Origin of the sequence: Neobacillus sp. OS1-2, from assembly GCF_030915505.1 — a bacterium.
Lineage (GTDB): Bacteria > Bacillota > Bacilli > Bacillales > Cytobacillaceae > Neobacillus.
The window spans coordinates 1,137,593-1,161,426 of the sequence record NZ_CP133265.1 but is presented as its reverse complement, the minus strand read 5'-3'; the positions used below and the strand labels follow the sequence as shown (position 1 = coordinate 1,161,426).

The 23,834-nt window shown below is 39.8% G+C and carries 16 protein-coding genes and 1 pseudogene; 14 read left to right on the top strand and 3 right to left on the bottom strand.

The window, feature by feature from the left end; all coding sequences use genetic code 11:
• Window positions 1–164 precede the first annotated feature (164 nt).
• Window positions 165–1,214 (top strand): acyltransferase family protein, encoded by a 1,050-nt coding sequence (locus RCG19_RS05965; protein WP_308110044.1) that lies wholly within the window; start codon window positions 165–167, stop codon window positions 1,212–1,214.
• 98 nt (window positions 1,215–1,312) lie between these two features.
• Entirely contained in the window at window positions 1,313–2,377 is a 1,065-nt protein-coding gene (locus RCG19_RS05960; protein ID WP_308110043.1) for a glycosyltransferase family 4 protein, read from the top strand.
• Window positions 2,378–2,422: 45 nt separating this feature from the next.
• Here RCG19_RS05960 and RCG19_RS05955 read toward each other — a convergent pair whose 3' ends face one another.
• Window positions 2,423–3,067 (bottom strand): YigZ family protein, encoded by a 645-nt coding sequence (locus tag RCG19_RS05955; protein WP_308110042.1) that lies wholly within the window; start codon window positions 3,065–3,067, stop codon window positions 2,423–2,425.
• Between the two features lie 363 nt (window positions 3,068–3,430).
• Between RCG19_RS05955 and RCG19_RS05950 the strand changes: the two genes are divergently transcribed.
• The 6 genes and pseudogenes from RCG19_RS05950 to hpf all read left to right on the top strand — a co-directional run bounded on the left by RCG19_RS05950 (window position 3,431) and on the right by hpf (window position 9,862).
• Window positions 3,431–4,573, top strand: coding sequence for a sensor histidine kinase (locus RCG19_RS05950; protein WP_308110041.1), 1,143 nt, complete (start codon window positions 3,431–3,433; stop codon window positions 4,571–4,573).
• Window positions 4,574–4,628: 55 nt separating this feature from the next.
• A complete protein-coding gene (locus RCG19_RS05945; RefSeq protein ID WP_166243279.1) occupies window positions 4,629–5,315 on the top strand; it encodes a response regulator in 687 nt (228 codons plus the stop codon).
• A 128-nt stretch (window positions 5,316–5,443) separates the two neighbouring features.
• Window positions 5,444–6,283, top strand: coding sequence for a DegV family protein (locus RCG19_RS05940; protein ID WP_308110040.1), 840 nt, complete (start codon window positions 5,444–5,446; stop codon window positions 6,281–6,283).
• Between the two features lie 464 nt (window positions 6,284–6,747).
• Window positions 6,748–8,234 (top strand): annotated as a pseudogene (locus RCG19_RS05935) (DEAD/DEAH box helicase).
• Between the two features lie 22 nt (window positions 8,235–8,256).
• Window positions 8,257–8,973, top strand: a complete 717-nt coding sequence (locus RCG19_RS05930; protein ID WP_308110039.1) for a ComF family protein — start codon at window positions 8,257–8,259, stop codon at window positions 8,971–8,973.
• A gap of 340 nt (window positions 8,974–9,313) precedes the next feature.
• Window positions 9,314–9,862, top strand: a complete 549-nt coding sequence (hpf, locus tag RCG19_RS05925; protein ID WP_166243149.1) for a ribosome hibernation-promoting factor, HPF/YfiA family — start codon at window positions 9,314–9,316, stop codon at window positions 9,860–9,862.
• Window positions 9,863–10,212: 350 nt separating this feature from the next.
• Here hpf and secA read toward each other — a convergent pair whose 3' ends face one another.
• The gene (gene secA, locus RCG19_RS05920) at window positions 10,213–12,726 is read right to left on the bottom strand and encodes a preprotein translocase subunit SecA (RefSeq protein WP_308110038.1); all 2,514 of its coding nucleotides are present in this window, start codon (window positions 12,724–12,726) and stop codon (window positions 10,213–10,215) included.
• A 519-nt stretch (window positions 12,727–13,245) separates the two neighbouring features.
• On the opposite strand from secA, the gene RCG19_RS05915 reads away from it, so the two are divergent.
• From RCG19_RS05915 to RCG19_RS05890, 6 genes are all read left to right on the top strand, one after another.
• Complete coding sequence (locus RCG19_RS05915) at window positions 13,246–14,619, top strand: cytochrome c3 family protein (RefSeq protein WP_308110037.1); 1,374 nt, start codon at window positions 13,246–13,248, stop codon at window positions 14,617–14,619.
• A 27-nt stretch (window positions 14,620–14,646) separates the two neighbouring features.
• Window positions 14,647–15,816 carry a cytochrome c3 family protein gene (locus RCG19_RS05910; RefSeq protein WP_308110036.1) on the top strand — a complete coding sequence of 390 codons (1,170 nt, stop codon included), beginning with the start codon at window positions 14,647–14,649 and terminating at the stop codon, window positions 15,814–15,816.
• A 32-nt stretch (window positions 15,817–15,848) separates the two neighbouring features.
• Window positions 15,849–16,547, top strand: coding sequence for a tetratricopeptide repeat protein (locus tag RCG19_RS05905; protein ID WP_308110035.1), 699 nt, complete (start codon window positions 15,849–15,851; stop codon window positions 16,545–16,547).
• Window positions 16,548–16,549: 2 nt separating this feature from the next.
• The gene (locus tag RCG19_RS05900) at window positions 16,550–17,521 is read left to right on the top strand and encodes a 6-bladed beta-propeller (protein WP_308110034.1); all 972 of its coding nucleotides are present in this window, start codon (window positions 16,550–16,552) and stop codon (window positions 17,519–17,521) included.
• Window positions 17,522–17,679: 158 nt separating this feature from the next.
• The gene (locus RCG19_RS05895; RefSeq protein WP_308110033.1) at window positions 17,680–19,203 is read left to right on the top strand and encodes a cytochrome c3 family protein; all 1,524 of its coding nucleotides are present in this window, start codon (window positions 17,680–17,682) and stop codon (window positions 19,201–19,203) included.
• A 395-nt stretch (window positions 19,204–19,598) separates the two neighbouring features.
• Window positions 19,599–21,701, top strand: a complete 2,103-nt coding sequence (locus tag RCG19_RS05890) for a multiheme c-type cytochrome (protein WP_308110032.1) — start codon at window positions 19,599–19,601, stop codon at window positions 21,699–21,701.
• A 51-nt stretch (window positions 21,702–21,752) separates the two neighbouring features.
• Here RCG19_RS05890 and RCG19_RS05885 read toward each other — a convergent pair whose 3' ends face one another.
• The gene (locus RCG19_RS05885) at window positions 21,753–23,687 is read right to left on the bottom strand and encodes an SEC-C metal-binding domain-containing protein (protein ID WP_308110031.1); all 1,935 of its coding nucleotides are present in this window, start codon (window positions 23,685–23,687) and stop codon (window positions 21,753–21,755) included.
• Window positions 23,688–23,834 lie beyond the last annotated feature (147 nt).

The following is a 23,834-nucleotide window of genomic DNA, read 5'->3' as shown; positions in this document are numbered from 1 at the left end:
AAAATGAAAATATTAAAAATGATTATTTACAAATTTTACGTTTCAAAAGTAAAAATCGATAAATAATAAGAAAAGTCCTAAAAAGGATATCAGCATGTGATTTTTCATGTTATTCTAGAAAAGGTTTTTCTTTTAGATTTACTTTACGGAAGGGGGAAAACTGATTGTCCGTTTCACAAAGGGTACAATGGATTGATGCATGTAAAGGTGTAGGTATATTTTTAGTGATTATTGGCCACACAATGATTGACAATAATTTAAGAGGTCAAATTTACGCTTTTCATATGCCGCTTTTCTTTTTTATTTCTGGTTATTTATTTTCGATAAAAAAGTATCCGCGATTTATTGAATTATTGATTTCAAAATGTAAATCATTACTAGTACCATATATTAGCTTTGCGATTATCTCTCTTGTGCTTCTTAGATTTTTCCTACAAGAGCCAATAAATATTAAGGCATTTTTCGATTCACTAATGTATTCACGCCGTAATAATATTTATTTTGACGATCCGTTATGGTTTTTGACTTCGTTATTTACCATGGAAGTTATTTATTTCTTTGTAACAAAATACGTAAAAAATGATTACTTTAGACTGTTTATAGTCCTGGCTACAAGCTTTTTTGCTATTTCAAGTCTTGATGTCCTAGCAGGGGGAAATATTTTACCTTGGAGCTTTGACCAAACCCTTTACTATATTTTATATTTTGGGCTGGGTCAATTTATTAAAAATAAAGAAATATTGGGAACTAGATTAAGAACTTCAATTAGGTTAATTATCTCCTCGGTTGTGTATATTGTATTATTGATTTATCCAAGCATTTATCCTAATGTAGTGGAGATTTTGAATGGGATTTTAAACTTACCATCAAATTTAACTACCTATATTGTTACCGTTTCATGGGCAGTTGTTGCCATATTATTCATCATCTATATATCTCAATTTCTTTCCAGCATATCTTTGATCAATTTTTTAGGAAAAAACTCTCTTATCCTGCTAGGATTACACATCAGTTTTGGGTTTAATTTTATTAATAAAGTGGTTTTAGAAAGATTACATCTAAAAATAAATAATCCCAATTTATTAGGTTTAGCCTTCACTTTAGGATCAATTGTGCTGTTAATCCCAATTTGCATGTTTATTAATAATTATATTCCATTTATATTAGGAAAAAATTTAGCACTAAATAATCTTAGAGGAAAGAAAGATAAGTGATAAAGGGTTACCAAAATTTTAATTTCACGACTTTCCGTTTTTTTCTTTGATTTTGTTTTCTCTTTATTGGACAAACTGACTAACAAGGAGGATGTTTAATGCTTTATCTTACCTTGATAGTATGTTTTGTGGTCTCCATTCTAGTTACACCGTTTATAAAGAAATTAGCCTTTGTCATTGGTGCAACGGACCGACCGAATCAGCGAAAAGTGCATCAATCGATTATGCCGAGACTCGGTGGCTTAGCAATATTTATTAGTTTTATGGTTGGGATTATTCTTTTGAGACCTGAAAATCAATACTCTTTTGCTATTTTAATCGGATGTATCATCATTATTGTGACAGGAATTTGCGATGATTTGTTTGAATTGCCGGCAAAGTATAAGCTGCTTGGTCAATTAGCTGCCGCCTGTAGTATTGTTTTTTTAGGTAACCTGCAAATGGTGTTTATAAACTTGCCGTTTGGTGGCCAGCTTCAATTTGGTTTTTTAAGTATTCCTTTAACAATACTTTGGATTGTTGGGATTACGAATGCAATCAACTTAATTGATGGCCTTGATGGATTGGCTGCTGGGGTTTCTTCGATTGCCTTAATTACCATTTCAGGCATGGCACTAATTCAGGGGAATATTTACGTAGTTGCAGTCGGTTCGATCGTGCTTGCGAGTACACTCGGTTTTTTGATTTACAATTTCCATCCGGCAAGTATCTTTATGGGGGATACCGGAGCACTTTTTTTAGGATTTATCATTTCTGTCCTATCGCTTCTTGGATTTAAAAATGTAACTTTTATTTCCTTTGTCATTCCGGTTCTCATTTTAGGAGTACCCATTTCTAACACCATTTTTGCAATCATTAGAAGGATTATCAATAAACAACCCTTGTCGGCGCCGGATAAATCCCACTTGCATCACTGTATGCTTCGAATGGGTTACACACATAGACAAACGGTTTTACTTATTTACGCAATGGCGGCATTCTTTGGAATGGTAGCGGTTATCTTTTCCCAAGCAAGGATCGGTGGGGCAATTGTCTTAATAGGAATTATCATCTTATTAATTGAAATCATTGCTGAAAAAATTGGATTAATGGGACAAAACTATCGCCCGCTTTTAAACATGCTTCACACTTTAAAAACCTCTACAGATAAAAACCGGTCATAATAAAAAGGGGCTCATTTTTGTGAGACCCTTAAAATTTTTATTTTCTTATGTTTCTCGTACATAGTCTTCCTCAAGATAAAGCTTGTCACCCTTTTTCATGTCGCATTGGCCATTGGTAAGTTCGACCATCCAATCCATAAATGGTTGGACAAGGTCTTCTGCAACATAAACCTCAACTTCAACGGTATCTAAATAATGAATATCTTTTATTTTATACTCGGAGGCACGGACCTCTTTTTCAATTTTCCCAAGCCAGGTATAGTCAATTTTCACGTGGATAATCTGTGCAAGCTTCCGTTCGACGATGCCAACTGCGTCTAATCCCTCTGATGTTGCTTTGCCGTATGCACGTATAAGCCCGCCAGCACCTAATTTAATCCCACCAAAATAGCGGGTAACCACGACAACCGTATCCTTCAGCTTTCTTTTTTTTAACACTTCAAGCATTGGAACGGCAGCGGTTCCGCTTGGCTCGCCGTCATCATTGGCCTTCTGAATTTGGTCATGCTCGCCGATGAGATAGGCGGAGCAGTTGTGTGTGGCGTTCCAATGCTGTTTTTTTATGGTTTGAATGAATTCCTGAGCTTCATTTTCTGATTCGGCGCGTTTAATATGGGCAATAAAACGGGACTTTTGGATGTTGATTTCATTTTTTCCCGTTTGTTTCACTGTATAGTATCGAGGCAGCATAACAAGCTCCTTTCTTTTGTAAAAGGTAAGTATAAATTTCAATCTTGAAAATTGTCCAGCTTCAGGCTCTAGGCCTTACACCGCGGACCAGGGCACTTGTACTTTTCTTTTTAAAAATAAAGATGTAATATACCTTTAATATAGAAGTAACGTTCGAATGATATAATAGACATGGTTCAACCAGAAACTTTTTAATAAAAAGGATGGTTGAATGGGATAGAATACTACCTATTATACTACTTTTTTCATCCAAGTATGAGGCCACCCATGTATGTTAGATTAGCTATTTGGTGCAATTTAAGGTAAAATATGTTAATAGGCCTTAAGGAATAAGGGAAAATATGCCCCTCCTGGAGGAATGATATGAAAATTATGCAGATGAATGTGAAGTCAATTGATGAAATTCGCGAAGAAATGATTGAAACTGTAACATGTAGTAAAAGTGATATTTTTCAAATTGGTGAGCAATGCCGCCAAGATTATGAAAATATGACAACTGAACTTCGTACTATTAAGCAAACGATGGTAAAGCTGATTGAAGAGGGCGACAAGCTTGATGTACAAGTTCAGGAAGCCAGGGTTATGTTATCAGAAGTCAGTATGAATTTTAAAAAGTATTCAGAAGAAGAGGTAAGGGAAGCCTACGAAAAAGCCCACCAGCTGCAAATGGATCTATCGATTAATTGGCAGTATAAAAAGCAACTGTTGGACAAACGGGATGATCTTGAAAAAAGGTTAGTCGGTTTAAATGATACAATTGACCGTGCCGACCAGCTTATTTCCCAGATTTCGGTAGTCATGAATTACTTGACCAGTGACTTGGAGCAGGTTGGTAAGGCATTAGAAAACGCAAAGGCCAAACAAGATTTTGGCCTTAGGATTATTGAAGCACAAGAAGAAGAGCGGAAGCGGTTATCAAGGGAGATTCATGATGGGCCTGCGCAAATGCTGGCAAATGTGATCATGCGCTCAGATTTAATTGAGCGTGTATACCGAGATAGGGGCCCTGACGAGGCTTTTTCTGAAATCCATAATTATAAAATCATGGTCCGATCCGCCCTTTATGAGGTCCGGCGAATTATTTATGATCTCCGGCCGATGGCTCTGGACGATTTGGGACTCGTTCCGACCCTCAGAAAATATTTACAAACCATCGAAGAATATCATAAACAATCGAAGATCAATTTTGTAAATATGGGACTAGAACGCAGACTTCCTGCTAAGTTTGAGGTTGCCCTATTCCGAATCATTCAGGAGTCCGTGCAAAATGCCATCAAACATGCAAATGCCTGTGAAATCGCCGTGAAAATGGAAATAACCAAGACCGCAGTAACTGTTTTGATTAAGGATAACGGCGTTGGATTTGATCTCACGGAGCCCAAACCGGAGTCTTTTGGTATGATGGGGATGAAAGAGCGTGTCGACCTGCTTGACGGGGAAATTACCTTCCATTCAAAAATTGACAAAGGGACAGAGGTATTCATTCGTGTTCCATTACTTAACTAAAGCAAAATTCGTAAGTAAAGATAAATTGAAATTGAAAAATGAGGGGGCGTAGCATTTGACTACCAAAATTGTCATTATAGATGATCACCAACTGTTCAGAGAAGGCGTTAAGAGAATACTAGAATTTGAGAAAGCTTTTCAAGTCGTGGCTGAAGGCGATGATGGCAGCGAGGCATTGGGCCTTGTGCAGGAGCACCAGCCGGATGTGGTCATTATGGATATTAATATGCCGCAAATGAATGGTGTCGAAGCAACCCGTGAACTAATCGAAAAGTTCCCGAACACAAAGATTATTATCTTATCGATTCATGACGATGAAAACTATGTGACACATGCTCTAAAAACAGGTGCCTGTGGCTATCTTTTAAAAGAAATGGACGCCGATGCCTTGATTGAAGCTGTCCGCGTTGTCGCTGACGGAGGCTCGTATTTACATCCCAAAGTCACACACAACCTCGTTAATGAATATCGGAAGCTGGCTGCCGGTGTTGCTCACGGCGGTGGCGGTTACGTTCCAACGCTCGAAATTCGCCGTCCGTTGCATCTGTTAACACGCCGCGAATGTGAAGTGCTGCAATTGCTTGCGGATGGAAAAAGTAACCGTGGGATTGGAGAATCCCTTTTCATCAGTGAAAAGACTGTGAAAAATCATGTCAGCAATATTTTACAAAAAATGAACGTAAACGACCGTACCCAAGCCGTTGTTGTCGCGATAAAAAATGGCTGGGTGGAAGTAAGATAAGTTTTTCTAAAAGGGCACGCTCATGAGGGCGTGTCCTTTTTTAACGACTAGTTAATGCATTTTATTCCTTTTTCAGATAAAATAATAGATAACATGGAGCAGTAATTAAACAAGGATGGTAAAACTTTATGAGAACGGCAATTGTCACGGATAGCACCGCGTACATACCGATAGAATTACGCGAAAAATGGAATATACATCTAATCCCCTTACATGTCATTTTCGGGAATGAAGTCTATCGAGAAGAAATTGACCTTACGTGGAATCAGTTTTATGAAGAAGTGCAGACAAAGGAACTTCCAACGACCTCCCAGCCGCCCATTGGCCAATTTGTCGAGCTGTTTGAGCAGCTTTCGGCAGACCACGATGCGGTCGTTTGTGTACACCTATCGAGTGGAATCAGCGGAACGTATCAGGGGGCTGTCACTGCTAGTACGATGGTAGAAGGCATCAAGGTTTATCCATTTGATTCCGAAATCAGCTGCATGGTTCAGGGCTTATATGCTCTAGAAGCAGCTAAGATGGCTTCGCATGGTGTCGATCCTGATGTGATCATGAACAGGCTGGAAGAGTTGAAACGTTCGGCCCGAGCTTATTTTATGGTCGATGATTTGACACATCTGCAGCGCGGCGGACGGCTCTCAAGTGCGCAAGCCTTTATCGGCAGCATTCTGCAGGTTAAACCACTGTTGCATTTCAAAGACAAGGTCATTGTCCCTTTTGAAAAAATTCGCACCCGGAAAAAGGCAATGAAACGTATAGTTGATTTGCTCGCTGAGGAGGCTTCAACTGGCGAAGCCTATCAAGCCGTCATCATTCATGCTAATCGTGAGGAAGAAGCGGAAGAATGGCGGAAGGAGTTATCTGCCATGTATCCTAACGTCGAATTCTCGATTGGCTACTTCGGCGCTGTCATCGGCACCCATCTCGGCGAAGGGTCAATGGGCATGGGCTGGATGAAAAGATAGAGAAGTTAGCTGCCATTCTGGTCTTTGGGCCAGGATGGTTTTTTAGATTGTTTTGGTATTTTGGTATGCGGAAGGGCTCTGGCGGAATTAATTTGCAACTTGGCGGTATATTCCGTCCCCGTTTGGCAGAATTTTTGCTAGAGTGGGCGGAATCCCGATTTAAATTGTTCAGAATATCGATCAATTTTCGCAGGAGCCAACAACGACATAAAAACGTCACAAAAAACTTCGACAAATAAGCAGGAAATTCTCCAGTATTTGCAGTATTTCTGCATAGTAAGAATTTTATAAGTTGAAGCCACCAGTGATCATTTTTCCTTGATAAAACCAACAATTACCAATTTTGAGCTTCAAAGTTTCCTGCATCTCCCAAATAATGATACTGCTCAAAAAGTCCTACACCTACCATCAACAGGAAAAACAAAAAATCGGGTATACCATCAATGGTCAAAGAGGGTGTCCGCATGCGTTTTATCATCAAAAACGGAATAGTAATGCCGGCTAATACTGCCGTAGACTCCATGCCCATATCGAAAATCCCAACCATCCCACAGCCGCCGCTCAATCCAAAGTTTGCCTACAACCCTAACCTTCAGCAGATTCTTTCCGGAAAGCAGCTTCTCCTTGAGGATATTCCATTCACCCTTGAGGAAGTCCAAACACATTATCAAAATGGATATGTTACATACCGTAAAGGAATCGTCTACAATGGAAAACAACCTATTTGCGGACGGTGTGGCAACAAGGACCCAAGGTGGTTTGCCGCCTTTCCATGCTCACGATGTGGAGAAACCTGTCTCTATTGCCGGCATTGCCTCATGATGGGCAGAATCAGTGAATGCACTCCGCTAATGGGCTGGAATGGCCCGGTGCCTGACACCCTTTCCCCTATGAAGGTATTGGAATGGAAAGGGATACTCTCGGAGGGGCAAAGGGTAGCGTCAAATTATGTGGTGGAGGCCATCCATGCGAATCAGGAGCACCTTATTTGGGCTGTTTGCGGCGCCGGGAAAACTGAGGTTCTCTTCGCGGGAATCGAGGCAGCTTTAGCTGCAAAAAAAGAGTCTGCATTGCGACACCAAGAACAGATGTAGTCCTTGAACTCACCCCCAGGTTAAAGGCGGCATTTCCCCATACAACGGTTGCCTCCCTTTACGGTGGGAGCGAGGATCGCCATCTATACGCACCTCTCACCATTGCGACCACCCATCAGCTGCTGCGGTTTTACCAAGCTTTCGACACCATCATTTTGGACGAAGTCGATGCTTTTCCGTACACCGTGGAGGAGTCGCTCCAGTATGCTGCCAAACAGGCACGTAAACCCAGCTCAGCGATGATCTATTTGACCGCCACACCAAATGAAAGATGGCAAAGAGAATGCCGCGATGGAAAAAGAGCCTTTACCACGATCCCCGCCCGGTTCCACCGCCACCCTTTGCCAGTGGCCGAATTTGTTTGGTGCGGCAACTGGCAAAAGCAACTTCAAAAAAATAAATTACCGCCAAATGTAGTTCAGTGGATTCAGAAGCGGATCCAAGATAATAAACAAGCCTTACTTTTCTTCCCGCATATTCCGATGATGGAAAAAGCCCTAACCATTCTTCAACAGATTTCGCCCGACATTGAAGCCGTACATGCCGAAGATCCCGACCGAAAAAACAAGGTGCAAAAAATGCGTGCAAAGGAAATTCACATACTGCTAACAACGACCATCCTTGAGCGGGGTGTAACTTTTCCAAATATCGATGTTGCCGTCATCGGAGCAGAAGATACCATTTTTTCCGAAAGTGCCCTTGTCCAAATAGCAGGAAGGGCAGGGCGGAGCAAAGATCATCCTGATGGAACTGTAACCTTTTTTCATTATGGAAAAACCGACGAGATGATCAAGGCCAGAAGGCAAATTGTTACGATGAACCAGGAAGGGGTTAAACGAGGAATGATTGATAAATAATAGAAAAGGAGCGCAGTCCAAAATGAATCTCTTTCAACAAGACTATTGTTTAGTTTGTAATAATGTCATCCAGCCTGAAATAGGCTGGAGAGCCATTTTTTCTTTAGAAATGGAACATTTCCTATGCATTGAATGCGAAGGAAAGCTTGAAAAAATTGAAGGTGAGACCTGCCGAATTTGCTGTCGGCCTTTTGCTAAGCTCGATGAGAAATTCCGTAAGGGTGATTTGTGCAATGATTGCTTACGCTGGGAGGAGGATCCGGAGTGGCAAGGATTTCTTGATAGCAATCACTCGCTTTTCCACTATAATGAATTTTTAAAAGAAGTCATTGCAAAATATAAATTTCGCGGAGATTATGTACTAGCCAAGGCCTTTGCACCATTTATTAAAGAGGAACTAACAACCATGCATCCGGAAATACTTGCCCCTATACCATTGAGCGATGAACGCCAGTATGAGCGCGGGTTTAATCAAGCAGTGGCACTTATTAATGAATCCGGCTATCCCCCCGCACAAATACTTACTCGAATTCACTCAGAAAAGCAATCCAAAAAATCAAGGTCAGAGCGGATTCATCTGCCACAAGTATTTAGTCTTGCCCCGGAAACTAATTTACAAGGAAAAAGCATCATCTTGGTTGATGATATTTACACAACTGGTTCCACATTGAGGCATGCAGCCAAGCTGTTAAAAGCGGCAGGAGCAGTGAGTATTCAGTCCCTTACACTTGCGAGATAGGGAAGAGCGGCAAGGCAATGCCTTCCCTCCATGCCAGGCAAGCAATTTTCGTTCTTCATGCTCCATTTGATGGAATCCCCCACTCATCTTTGCAACCATTTACCCTATTTCGTGAGCATAGTAGTGGCAAATTGTCCCAATACATATTATACTATATATGAATAACCATTCATTTTAGTAAAAATACCCTATCGTTGTCAAAGGTGGTGTCAAGCATTGTCACTATTTGCCTGTTGTATTTGTCAAAAAATCGACAAAATTTTTGTTCGGATTTAGCAGGATAATCATAGGGCAAAATAGAAATGTATACACAAGCCTTAACAAAAGGAGGAGTCCACTAATGAAATATAACGTTCGTGGTGAAAACATTGAGGTAACTCCAGCAATTAGAGAGTATGTAGAAAAGAAAATTACAAAATTGGAGCGCTATTTTACAGAAGCACCAGATGCAATGGTATATGTAAATCTTAAATTTAATCAAGATAAAACGTCCAAGGTAGAGGTAACCATTCCGTTACCGCAACTAGTTCTACGTGCTGAGGAAACAAACGTAGATATGTATGCTGGAATTGACTTGATTACTGATAAACTTGAGCGCCAAATTCGCAAACACAAAACAAAGGTAAACCGTAAATTCCGCGAAAAAGGTGATTTCCCTGTAACCTTTGCTAACACTGAGAGCCCAGAAGCGCACGATGTGGATGAAGACGATTTAGAGTTAGTTCGTACAAAACGATTCGATTTGAAACCAATGGATAGTGAAGAAGCCATTCTGCAAATGAATATGCTTGGTCATAGTTTCTATGTATTCACCAATTCCGATAGTAACCGTACAAATGTTGTTTACAAACGTAAAGACGGCCGCTATGGCTTAATTGAAGCACATTAACATGTTTAAGAACGCCACCCTAAATCAGGGGTGGCGTTTTTTTCCTACTAATAACCTTATAAAATGATTAGATTGAGATTTTACTGATAAACTAGGAGTACAAATAAACGGAGGTGCCGCTGCTATTTTTCCTAAATTGAATTTGTTCAACTGAAAAATGGCCGTCCCTAAGGAGCCAGGGTTATCCCCAAGTGGATAACTTTATTTTTATGGTGTTTTTCCACAAAGTGGCGGGAGATATCCACAAACATCACAAGTTCTGTCCTAAATTATCACAATTGACTAAAATTTATTAACATATATACAAAAGAGCCAGCGATTCTCAGTCCGCTGGCTTTTCCCACTCCTATTTATTTCCCCATCCCACAGCAGTTCTTATATTTCTTGCCACTACCGCAAATACATGGGTCATTACGGCCGACATCAAGTTGTTTCACTTTCGGCTTTTTCTTAACAGCTTCGCCGTCTTCTTTCGGGTTCACCGCTTGACCTTTTGCCACTTCTTCACGCTCAAGATTGCTGCGGATTTCAGCCTTCATGATGTACATCGCTGTTTCATCCTCGATGGATTGAATCATTGCCTCAAACATGGCAAAGCCTTCATGCTGGTATTCACGAAGCGGGTCAATTTGTCCGTACGCACGCAAATGAATTCCTTGGCGCAGCTGGTCCATGGCATCGATGTGATCAATCCATTTAGAGTCAACTGCCCTTAACGTAACCACTTTTTCAAATTCGCGCATTTGCTCAGGGTAAAGGATCTGCTCTTTCTCCTCATAACGCTCATTCACTTTTGTTAAAATGGTTTCGACGATTTCTTCTGGGTCTTTGCCCTTCAGGTCATTTACAGTAATGTCCCCTTCGTGAAGCAAGGCGCCATGTACATACTCGACAATTGCTTGTAGATCCCAATCCTCCTCATCCTCATGACGTGACGCATGGGCATCTACATTTCGTTGAAGTGAATTTTGAATCATTTTTTGAACAATTTCGCGAAGATTTTCTGATTCTAATACTTCATCACGCTGGGAGTAAATAATTTCGCGCTGCTGACGAAGGACATCGTCATATTGCAATAATTGTTTACGGGCGTCAAAGTTGTTGCCCTCAACGCGTTTTTGCGCAGATTCAACTGCACGCGATACCATCTTACTTTGAATGGGCTGGGTATCATCCATTCCAAGTTTTTGCATCATCGCCTTCATGTTGTCAGAACCGAAGCGGCGCATCAATTCGTCTTCCATTGATAGATAGAACTGAGTAATACCAGGGTCACCTTGACGTCCGGAACGTCCACGAAGCTGGTTATCGATCCGTCTGCTCTCGTGGCGCTCAGTACCGATAACAGCAAGCCCGCCTACCTCAATAACCCCTTCACCAAGCTTGATATCTGTACCACGGCCAGCCATGTTAGTTGCGATCGTAACGGAGCCGCTATGGCCTGCTTGGGCAATGATTTCAGCTTCTCTTTCATGGTTTTTCGCATTCAAAACGTTATGAGGAATCCGTTTTTTTGTTAAATAGTTTGAAATCAGCTCAGACGTTTCAATTGCTACCGTACCAACCAAGACGGGCTGACCTTTTTGATAACGCTCCGCAATGTCTTCGACAACGGCACGAAATTTCCCGTCCATCGACGCGTAAATTAAATCGGCACGGTCGTCACGGGCAATCGGTTTGTTCGTTGGAATCACAATAACATTCATATTGTAAATGTTGCGGAATTCTTCTTCTTCTGTTTTGGCTGTTCCTGTCATGCCGGATAATTTTTCATACATCCGGAAATAGTTTTGGAACGTAATTGTTGCCATTGTCATACTTTCGTTTTGGACTTCGAGTCCTTCTTTTGCCTCGATCGCCTGGTGCAGACCTTCACTATACCGACGGCCCTTCATTAATCGCCCGGTAAATTGGTCAACGATGACAATTTCGCCTTCCTGCACGACATAATCAACGTCAAGATGCATGCTGACGTTTGCTTTAAGGGCCTGATTGATATGATGGTTCAGGGTAACATGCGCCATATCAAACAAGTTTTCAATGCCGAAGGCTTTTTCGGCTTTACTGATTCCTTCTTCTGTGAGCATAACGCCCTTCGTTTTTTCATCATACGTATAATCGGTTTCCTTTGTCAGCATCCGCACAAAGGCATTTGCTTGAATATAAAGGACAGCCGATTTTTGGGCTGAACCGGAAATAATCAGCGGGGTACGCGCTTCATCAATCAAAATCGAGTCAACCTCGTCAATGACGGCGAAGAAGAGCGGGCGCTGTACTTTTTGCTCTTTATAAAGCACCATGTTATCACGGAGATAGTCAAAGCCAAATTCATTGTTTGTTCCATACGTAATATCGCAGGCATAGGCAGCTTGTTTTTCGTCCTTATCCATGCTGTTCAAATTTAAGCCAACTGTCAAACCTAAGAATTGATACAGTTCACCCATTTCAGTGGCGTCACGGCTTGCCAAGTATTCGTTAACAGTAACAACATGAACGCCTTTGCCGGAAAGAGCATTCAGATAGACAGGCATCGTCGCTGTTAAGGTTTTACCTTCACCAGTCTTCATCTCTGAAATATTCCCTTCATGGAGAGAAATCCCCCCCATTAGCTGAACATGGTACGGATATAAGCCAAGGACACGGCGGGCACCTTCACGAACAACTGCAAATGCTTCAACAAGCAGGTCATCCAAGGTTTCTCCTTTTTGATAGCGCGCCTTGAACTCTTCTGTTTTTTCCCGTAGCTGATCGTCTGTTAAACTCTCTGTATCAGCAGCAAGGGCATCAATTTTCGTCGCAAGCTTGTCTAACCTCTTCAGCTCACGTTTGTTCAGATCAAACACTTTATTTAAAATCCCCATCATCTGATGAACGCTCCTTTTTACCCGAGACTAAGTAATTATTTTTTTAAAAATTTCTTATCAAAAAATTCGATGATTTTCCTTATCATCTTACCATTTCCACATTACAGTGACAACAATGTTGGCAGGAGTGGAAAAATTGTCATTCTACTATTATATATCTTTGGTTTGGATTGTTCGAATTTTAGTCAAATATGACAGATTGGTGGCGTTTTAGCTGAGAATATAAGGTCAATTGGAGAATATGCCAAAATGACCTACTGGTGTATGAATAAATGTTGGTAATTTTGAATAAAAATGCAACTTTTCCATCGTTTTCACTACTTAAACAGTACTAACTTATCCCTTTGTTAACAACGTTTCTATGTTGTTTTTAGAAGAAAAGGGGACTTTTGTCTATATGAAAAAATATTCACAAATTGTACATTGGAATATACTCTCACAATGTTAGATACTACCCTTAGAGAGGTAAAAATGGAAAATAAATAGAGAAAGAAATCCAAAATGGGAAGGGTGAGTTAAGTGGCCATTTGGGGGAAAAAGAAACCTAAAGATACAGATCCCGAAACGAGAGAAGATAGAAAAAAAGTTGGCCTGATTCGCAGACTTTGGCAAAAATTTAGAGCTATTGACTGGAAGAACCCAGTTAACAGGTGGAAACTCCTATTCGTTTCACTTGTTGGCTGCATTGTTATTTTTGGCGGTGGGTATGGAGTACTTTCTTTAACCAACTCGCCTTCATTTTGCGCCAGCTGTCATGAAATGGCACCGGAGTATTCCACATATACTGCAAGTGCACACAATAATATTTCATGTGTTCAATGTCATATCAAACCTGGGTTTGTTAATATGGTAACCCACAAAATGAAATCGATGAAAGAAGTATATTACCACGTTACTGGAGTTCCTGAGCAAATTGTTCAAACAGAAGAAGAAGCTGTTTCAAATGAAAACTGCTTACAATGTCACTCCAAAAACCGGCTTGTCACGGCATCTGGTGACTTAAAGGTTAACCATAAAGGACATATTGAAGAGGGCATACCTTGTATTTCCTGTCACGCTGGTGTGGTTCACGCGAAAATAGTTACCCGAGGGATTAATACGGAAGATGTTCGCGGCCATTGGACAAAGGAAAATGCTGAAAAATTAGTGGAAAAGAAATATTTACGACCTAACATGGGATCCTGTATTGACTGTCATGACAAAGTAAACAACGGTGAAAAGCCTTGGGAAGATGTTGCTTATAACGTACCGCCAAATCCAGAAGAGGTGGAGAAAAAGCTTGAAGAAAAAGCAACAGAAACGACAAATGAAGGCGTAACGACAGAAGAAAAAGAAGCAGAAGCATTAGCAGCACATGATCAAAAAACACAAGAAATCATTTTACAAGCAATTGGTAAGCAACAAAAAGATGTTAAGCTTTCGATGGCCTGTGAAACGTGCCATAAAAAGATTAAAGTTCCTAAGAACCACAAGGTTGAAGGATGGGCAGGGAACCACGGCGGAGATGCTATTCAACAGCTAGATAAATGTGTTAACTGTCACCAGGATTCCAAATGGGTCAGAGAAATTCCTAAAGAAGATATCATGTCCTTGCTAAAAATGGGCAATCAAAAAGAAAAATATGTACCGAATATGACGCTTGTGAAAGACCAAGCAAGAACGAATAAATTCTGTAGTGCCTGTCACGCAGATCGTCCAGAAAGCCATGGTGAAAGTAATCAATGGCTGACAGGGCACGCTGATAAAGCAAAAACAAGTGATATGAAAGCCGAATGTTTTGTCTGCCATGATCGTGACAAGCCAAAAGCTGATTCCACTGATGCAAAAGCACCGACAGATGTTTATTGTCAATATTGTCATAGAACTGGTTTTAAAGATGATGTGAAAAATTAATCAAACTAACATTGGAGGGACGCATAAATGGAAGAGGAAAAAAAAACGCGGTCAGCCCCTCCCAAATTTCGCTATAAGGTAATCAAAATTGCGACCTTAACATTGTTGTTTTTAGCCCTATTCTCCTTTGCTGGATTCTTCGGACTAGAGGCAACCTCAAGCTCCAAGTTTTGCTCATCTTGTCATGAGATGAAGCCCCAATACTATACATGGAAGGCTTCATCTCATAGTGAGGTTGATTGTGTTAACTGCCATATTGAACCAGGAGCAAAAAATTACGCAAAAGCGAAAGGAAACGGCTTCGTAGAATTATATAAAAAACAAACAGACACCTATATTGCTCCAATCAAGATGCCGAATCTCATACCTGATGAAGCCTGTGAAAGCTGTCATAATATGAAAAGTCGTGACGTCACCCCTTCAGGTGATATTATCATCCCGCACAATAAACATAAGACAGAAGGAATTAAGTGTGTCCAATGTCATAGCGGTACAGCACACGGAAAAGTGGCAGACCGTAAAGTGACCTATAAGAGCGACTATGGAAAATGGAATGAAAAACTCGGAACCTCTCTTATGAGTAATACGAAGTTTACAAGTCCGCAAATGGATACTTGTATGGAATGCCATGAAGCAAGAAAGGTATCAGTGGAGTGTAAAACCTGCCACGAAACAACGATGGTTCCTAAAAATCATAAAACAGATGAGTTCAAAAATGGCGGGCATGGGAAGATACAGCCGAATGATCTGAAAAAATGTGAGCAGTGTCATTCCTATATGTCAACCGAGAAATATGATCTATTTAAAGAAGATCCAGTTTATCAAAAATTCCTAAAAGGAGACACTACAAATTCTACTAATGTTACCGTAACTCAATATGCAAAGACAAACACTTTCTGTAAAGACTGTCATGGGAAAAAACCAACTAGTCATAAAATTGCTTCTTTCACGACTAAACATGGAAGCCTATCAAAGGATACTCAAAAGTGTTTCACTTGTCACGATAACCGAATTGTAAGTGATTCACCAGTAACAACTGTCCAATGTGCTTCGTGCCATCCAAGCTCACACGGGGATACATTTAAGGAAAAGCACCCATTCAAATTAGCAGAAAATCAAAAATACGATAAATCATGTTTAAAATGTCATGTTGAAAAGACGTGTTCGAAATGCCATAAGTCAAATATAGATCATTAAGCAAAAGAATAGATTCCGAGAGGGGATTTACCATGGAAGCAGAAAAAGCACCTCAGGAAGTAGAGGAAAGGGCAAGCAAGAAACAGCAAAAGACCTTTAAAAAGAAAACCGGGATCCTTTTATTATTACTGACATTAATTGTTACCGTAGGTACAGGATATGCTCTTGGTCACTTTTATTTTTGGAATAGCATTGATATGAAACGAGTCAATGAGCAGCTAGATTACTATAAAGAAGCAGTAAGAAAAGATCCTGCCAATTTAGAAAATCGAATCGTCCTTGGCTATACCTATTATTTAAAAGGTGACCATGATGAAGCGATTAAACAGTTTGATAATGTCCTTGAGCAAGATAAGAATAATTATGATGCCAGGTACAACATGGGTTTAGTTTATATATCTGAAGAACGATATAATGAAGCGCTGATTGAATATGAAAAAGCTGTAAAAATTGCTCCTAAAGACTATAAGGGCTATGTGCAAATGGGAATTGCCTATCGTGGGTTGAAAGAGTACGATAGGGCGACCAAGTCACTTGAAGAAGCCAATAAGCTGGCTCCAACCAATTCCGATATCATTTATCAAATTGGGATGGTAGCAGAAGCAGAAGGAAAATATGCAGATGCGATAACCATTTATAAGGATGCACTCCAATATGATCCATTGTATAAAGAGGCAATCGATGCATTAGATAGATTAAAAGATAAAGACACAAAGACTGAAGGTGAATAACGATGAAAAGACGTAATGTGTATATCGGTATGGCACTCATTGCTATAGCTACGGCAGCAGTTTTTACCTTCCTTTTCCTTAATCAAACAAAAGCAGTTGATACGGGATTGTTAAAAGTAATTAATCCAGATGGAGCACCAAACTACAGCCAAGCGCTTACTGGTGACTTTAATAAGCCTCTTAGTAAGCCAATGGATGTAACCGCCAATAGTTCGTTTACGTATGTTTCAGATACGAATAATAAACGTGTTCTTACATTTGATGTTGGAGGCAACCTGTTGTTCTCGTTCGGCGAGGACGGAACCGGCAAAGGGCAATTTAAGTTCCCTTATGGAATTGCAACTGACGATAAGGGAAGAGTATATGTTGCCGATTTATATAATGGCAATATTTCAATTTTCGATGAAAAAGGGAAATTTATTGATTACTTTGCAAAAAAAGAAATGGATAGTAAAAAAATATCAGCACCAGCTGCATTAAGAATTATTGATAAAAAAGTGTATATGACTGATATTAAAACAAATAAAGCTTATGTATTTGATTTAAACGGAAAGTTGCTACTTGAAGTCGGTAAGCCAGGCACGAAAGATGGCGAACTTAACTCACCAAATGGTATTACCGCCGATGATGAAGGTAATATTTATGTCGTCGATACTGGCAACCAGCGTGTAGAGATTTTCGATAAAGTAGGCAAATTTAAACAGATTATCAATGGTTCAAATAACGGCAAGGGGGAATCAATCTTTGTCAACCCTAGGGGAATTGGCATTGATAGCCGTGGCATCATATATGTTGTCAGTAACTTGACACACTTGGTTTATGGTTTTGACAAGGATGGCAAGAAAGTATTTGAATATGGCGGTATGGGGGAAAACAACGGACAATTCTCTTTACCAAACGGCTTATTCATCGACAAAAATGACAATGTTTATATTACGGATACACTAAACATCAGAGTTCAAATTTTCAAATAAAAGCGTCTAGTTCGCCGAAACATTAATGAACGCTAGTGTGAATACCTATTTCCTCATATTAAAGGGGGTGGTATAGAAAACGCAACGTTAGAGGCCTTTTCAGAGTATATAAAACAAAAAAGAGAGAAAAAGAGAGATTTATTTGGGAGGTTTCAAGAATGAGAAAGTTTAGCTTTAGCTTACTTTTTGCAATTATGCTATTAGGCATGTTTGCAGCTGCTGCATCTGCGGCAACAACAATGAACCCTGGTCAAAAAGGAACATCTATTACCAACGCAAACGAAACTGGTAAAGGTGTTGACGATGCAACAGACGGTTCTGAACATGATAATGTTGTTAAAGCTTTATCTGGTCAAAACGTTCACACTTCTTATCAAAACAACACTAACTCTTGTGCAAGCTGTCACCAAACACACACTGCAAAAGGCGATTCATTGTTATTTGCAGATGATGTATATAACACTTGTACTGCTTGTCATGATGGTACATTAGGATTTGCTAACGTATTTGCTAGCGGCGAAACTGCTAAAATGACTGGTGCTGGTACTTTTGGTGGGACGCACGGCGCATCTCAGCACCAAGCTAACGATTCAATGAAAATCAGTGCTGCACCAGGTGGAAATCATACTGAAGGTTCTAAAACTAGTGGAACTGGTTGGGGAGAAAACTTCAACTGTGCTAGCTGTCACGCACCACACGGATCTTACTCTGACCGTCTACTTGCGTACAATCCAAACGGAATTGCTTCAATGCCAGCTTCTCAAGGTGGTATGCAATTAGAGAACGTTACTGTTTACGACCAAACTGCAGGACAAACAATAGCTGAAGCATTAGCAGGAAAAACTGATGCTGTAGTATTACTTCGTTCTACAGATGCAAACAGTGTAGTAACTGTTGCTCAATACAACAAAGGTACTTCTGGATATACTAAGTCTGAAGCTCCCTGGTTATATGGTTATGACAACCGTACAGACGGCAAATCTTACTGGTCTCGTTTGATGGAAAATGATACAACTGTTGCTGCTTACGGTTCAACTTCTGGTGTATATTTCGATTACGAACATGCACAAGCATACTCAACTTCTCCAGCTGGTGCAACTGCATTAGGTAAAGCAACAAAAGGTTTCTTAGCTCGTCCTGTAGTTGTTAAAATGGAAAAGAACGGACATGAGATCAATCAGGCTGCGTACTTCAGCGGATCAACTGTAGCTAAAATGGGGGTATCTGAACAGAAATTAAAAGACCTTGGCTATAAAGTTTCAGCTGACGGTAAAGTAACAGATATCGGTGTTGCAATGTCTAAATTCTGTGCGGCTTGCCATACAGATTACCTAACTGCTTCTGGAACTAAATCAACTCACTTTGAAGCTGAAAATGCAGCATACCGTCACAGCACAAACAGCGACTCTTATACTTGCGTACGTTGTCACTATGGTCACGGTACTGATGCTTACATCATGAAAGATTCTCTTGGAAATACAATTAAGAGCTTAGTAGATTCTGGTGCTAAAACTGATTCAGAAGCTTTAAATTACATGCAAGACAACAACGCTTCTTCTGCTCTTAAGAAATTCACTAACATGTCAGTATGTTGGGCATGTCACAACAGCTCTCATGCTGAATCAATTAAGAATACTGAGCGTTCTGCAGACCATCCAAATGGAATGCCTTCTGGCTATTAATAAAATAAGCTAACAATTAGCTGCAACTAATTATTAGCTCAAAAAGTTAATGTTTTGGGATAAGGTGTTATGCATACCGCATAGCACCTTATTATATCTAAAATAAGTCTACTTATTTTCATAATAGGTTGTCAAACAACGTGATCGAATTAACACCATTCACACTGTAAATTGCTATATACTTCGTTTTATCACAGTGAAGGTCGTATTAAGGGAATAAGGAATAGATTCCGCCCTCAAAGTTACACATCCTATATTTTACATATTTAACTTATATATATGTATATTTATTGAATAATGCCTGTAAACACTAGTCCCTTCACCTTAATCGCATTAAAATATATGTATATCAATTAATGAAAAAAATACAGAAAAGCAGAGATGAGGGGTACTGAATGAAAAAGGTGGGACTCCTGCATAAAACGAAGTTACTAGTAATAATCATTTTTGTTTTATGTATTCAATTGTTGGGATCCCAACAATTATTGTCTGTAACAACCGTCCATGGCGAGGAATTAACTGGTACGGATCCGATTCTTACCATCACTTCTCCGATTTCGGATGATTTTTCAAATGAAACTAATTTAACTATATCCGGTACGGTTGAAAACTTTCCAGCTGGAAACACTATTACTCTTTATGATGGTACAAAGGAAATTGGAACAACTAGCGAAATAACAGAAAATAGCTGGTCAATTCCGGTTACATTGACTGAGGGTATTCATACTATTACTGCTAAAGCAGAAGTTGAAGGAAAGCCAATTAGTTCAAATCCTATTGTAAATCTGATAATTGATGCCACAGCCCCGACGATTAATGTAAAGGAAATTAAGAAAAATGCTGATGGCAGCACAATAGTTAAAGGTTTTGTTTCTGACAATTTAACTAAAGCTGAAAATATTAATATGAAATTAGTATATGTAGACAAGAATAACCAACAAAATGAGCTCGAAGCAATTATTCCTGATTCTCAAGGAAACTGGTCAATTACCAAAAATTTTCCGGACAAATTAAATAAATACTTTTTAGAGGCCTCAGATAACAAAGAAATAGATCCTAAAAAATTTAATCAAATATCCATTCCAATTCAACGTCCATATATAACCTCTATTAAGCTGAGTGCGTTTAATTACCGTCATAAAATAGTCGAAGATGGTTTAAGTAAAGACCGCGATGAAACGGTGGAAGTTGATATTTTAGCTAATGAAGATATGACCAGGGTAGTCTTAAATCCAACCATATCAATTGAATTTAGTGATATGCCGGAAAATATTTCTTTCCCGATCTACCTGTTTGATAATAAGGGCTTTGTAGAAAGTGCTGTACCTGTGAAATTAAATAATCATTTACAGCTAACCTTTAAAGACCCTTTAAAGCCTGGTTCAACATATTATCTAATGTTTAACCCAAGCCTGATTTCTGACAAGTACAAAGAACATCCTGGACTCTTTAAGGATGATGTGAATAATGACTTTTTTCCAATGATAAAAAAGTTCACAACGGTTAGCAGCACTGTTAAGGACACACCTATTGATGAATTTACTGCGGAGTATAAGAATCAACCACATGGGTACTATAGCAACAATACAAATACTTGTGCGAATTGCCATAGCACTCACGTGGGAGATACTTCAAGTCTGGAAAAGAAGGAATTAGCGGATAATTATTGTATGTCATGTCATGACGGGACAGTTACAGCTCCATTATCTACCCCAATGCCGGATAAAATAAATTTAGGGATTAAATCGAAGCATGAAACAGCATTGGTCGATAATCATAAAACTAAATCTGGTTCGTGTACTTCCTGTCACAATCCGCATTTAACTTGGAGCCCGGAGAATCCTAATTTACTAACAGATCACATTATTTATACTAAAACAGATAAATCTAAAATTGATAGTTTAAATACATCGTGTGAAACCTGCCACCAAGGTGATATAGTTTCGGTTCCTAAGGATTATCATACTAACTCAACAGTAGAGGTCCTTTCTTATAAAAAAATAAACGTCCTAGGAAGTCTGTCTGGTAATTACTCCTTGTGTTTACGTTGTCATAATGCTGATAAAAATGTTGATATTACAAAATATTATAATGATGGTGAATCGGGACATTCGCTAACTGCGTTAGATGGAAGTGGTCTAAATGGTCCAATGCCATGTGCTGAGTGTCACGATACACATGGATCGGAAAATATAAAAATGCTAAAAGGAACGTTGGGTCACGAAGGTAGCCGTCCTTTCAAAGCGGGAAATACAGATAAAAATAGCTTTGAAGTATTAAATGATTCAAAGGAGCGGGAATTCTGCCAAGCCTGTCATAATGGTGAAACAGCTATTTATGGGGTAACAGGAAATAAATACGATGAAACGATAATAGAACATAAGGATAATCCTGACATGGCTTGCTCCTACTGTCATGGTAGAGGTGATTCAGAGATGGAAAGAGCATTAAGTGCTGCTCATGGTCCCAAAAATGGATTAGTACCCACACCAAAATAATTTAAAGCGAGAGGAGTTATCCTCTCGCTTTAAATGTGTACCGTTCCTTATTTATTTCCCCTTCAACCATTCCCTTAACCCGTCAATCTTCCCCCACAACTGCAAATGCATATCCGCATAAACAATCGCTTCGTTTTCATCGCCAAATCCATAAAACTCAGGTGGATAGGCGGGAAGCCGTTTTTTACCGGTTAAATAGCCAATCACGTGTTTGTTTTCTTTTTTTGCTGCCTTTAAAAACATTTCGGCCTCTTTCGTAAAGCCGTTTTCATGCAGTTCGAGTAAAAGTTTGTTATATAAGCCTTGCGCCGAAGGCTCTTCGTATTGTTGTAGCAGATTGCCAGCCTTTTTGAAATCACCCGAATCTATATATGCTACAAACAACGAATAGCGCACCCCTTGATTATCCATGGGATTTAACTCGAGGAGTTCTTCGTATTGTTTTATCGCTTCATTCCTTTTTCCTAAAAGGGAAAGGGCCTCGGCGTAATGCAGTTTTGCCCGCATGAATGGTCTTGTTTCGAGTAAGCCCCAGAAATAGCCCTTGTTTTCCTTGAAAAAGGCTGTACCGAGTTCTCTTTCACCGGCGAGAATTCCCTTTTCATACAGTAAAATGGCTTCTTCCAGGCTTTTTGTTTTTTCAGCGAGAATGACATAGGCATCGACACAATTGGGGTTAAGCTGTAAGGCTTCCTCCGCTAATTTATACCGCTGCTTCCCATCGGTTTGATAGGCATCATAGATTAGGTTTCGTGCCCGTTCCTCGTCCCGTCTGGAAGCCTTTCGCACCGTCTTTTTATGGACAGGATTTCCACTGGTTAATGGCTGGACAAATGCCCCTGCTCCATCAGAATTTCCTTCTTTTAGTGAACTCCGGCTCGTAGGGAACTGAATGACGGGTGCTTTTTCCATTGGTGGTTTGTCGAAAGTCTGTTCATCGCCATACACAAGACCCACTAGTTCAGCAATTTCCTCCGCTAATTCGGATTCCAGCTCTGAAACAACGGAGGAAATACTCCCGGCAGAAACGCCGTATTCCTTCGCAAATTCCTTTTGTGTAACCATTTCTTCTATTGGTGCAATCATGGTTAGTAAATAATGCAGGGCCGCGACATAAATATTCGGGTTTTGGATCCGTTTTTGCTTTTTTTGACAAAAGTTAAGCCAAAGAATAATCCCTGTGTCGATGATTGGAGGCGGTAGAACCATTTCCAGCTTCTCCTTGAATTGGTCTGCGACCTGTTTGTAAATAGGGGCAGGCCAATCCAATTCATCCACTTCCAGCAGGCCGCCAATCATCGGGAGCTCACTTAAGACCTCCATGAAAAAATCTGTCAAATACTCCTGTGGGGAATCGTAATCGCTGTTAAGACTTCTTTCTTTAATATAGGAAAAGGTCTGCTCAGGCTTAAGATCCGGTAAATCAAATGGTGATGGGAAAAAGACGTAATTTTGCTCGTAAGGGAGCAGAATGCCAATAAAGAAATCCCCTTCCCCAATCGTGATGGGCAGATTGGTAACGATGGTCTCCATTTGTTCCAATGTAAAGCCATCTTCAATCTTCATCTTGTTGTTTTCAACGCAAAGCACCTTTCCGGCAATCGTTCTGGCGTGCGTCCATGTTTGTAAAATGTGTTTCAGTTTCGGCCGCTTAATTTTTCCGCCCTCAACTGCGATAAATTGTTCAATGATGGTCCTTCCATCCTCTAACCCTTCAAAAAGGGAAAACCAAATGGCGTGAATCAGCTCATAAAATTCTCGTTCTTGATCATTTTCGATGTCCATCACCGATTCAAGAATTTCAAAATCCTCTTGGATTTCATGGCCATAGTGGTAATAGGCAAAATGAAGAAGCTGCTTTTGCAGTTCATCGATTTCGTTTTCAATAATCTGGGTGATCGATACTGCTTCATTCACTCCGCAGCACTTTTTATACTTTTTTCCACTTCCACACGGACAGCGATCATTCCGGTTTATATGCTCCATCTCCCTCACTCCTTTTTCTTTCTATGTTTTATCCTCATAATTTAATGTGAAAAGGTTTTTTTCATTATGTATTTAGGGCTGACATTAAGAGGGTTATTTTTCCACTCTATACTAACTTAATAGTACCATTTTTGACAGAATGAAATA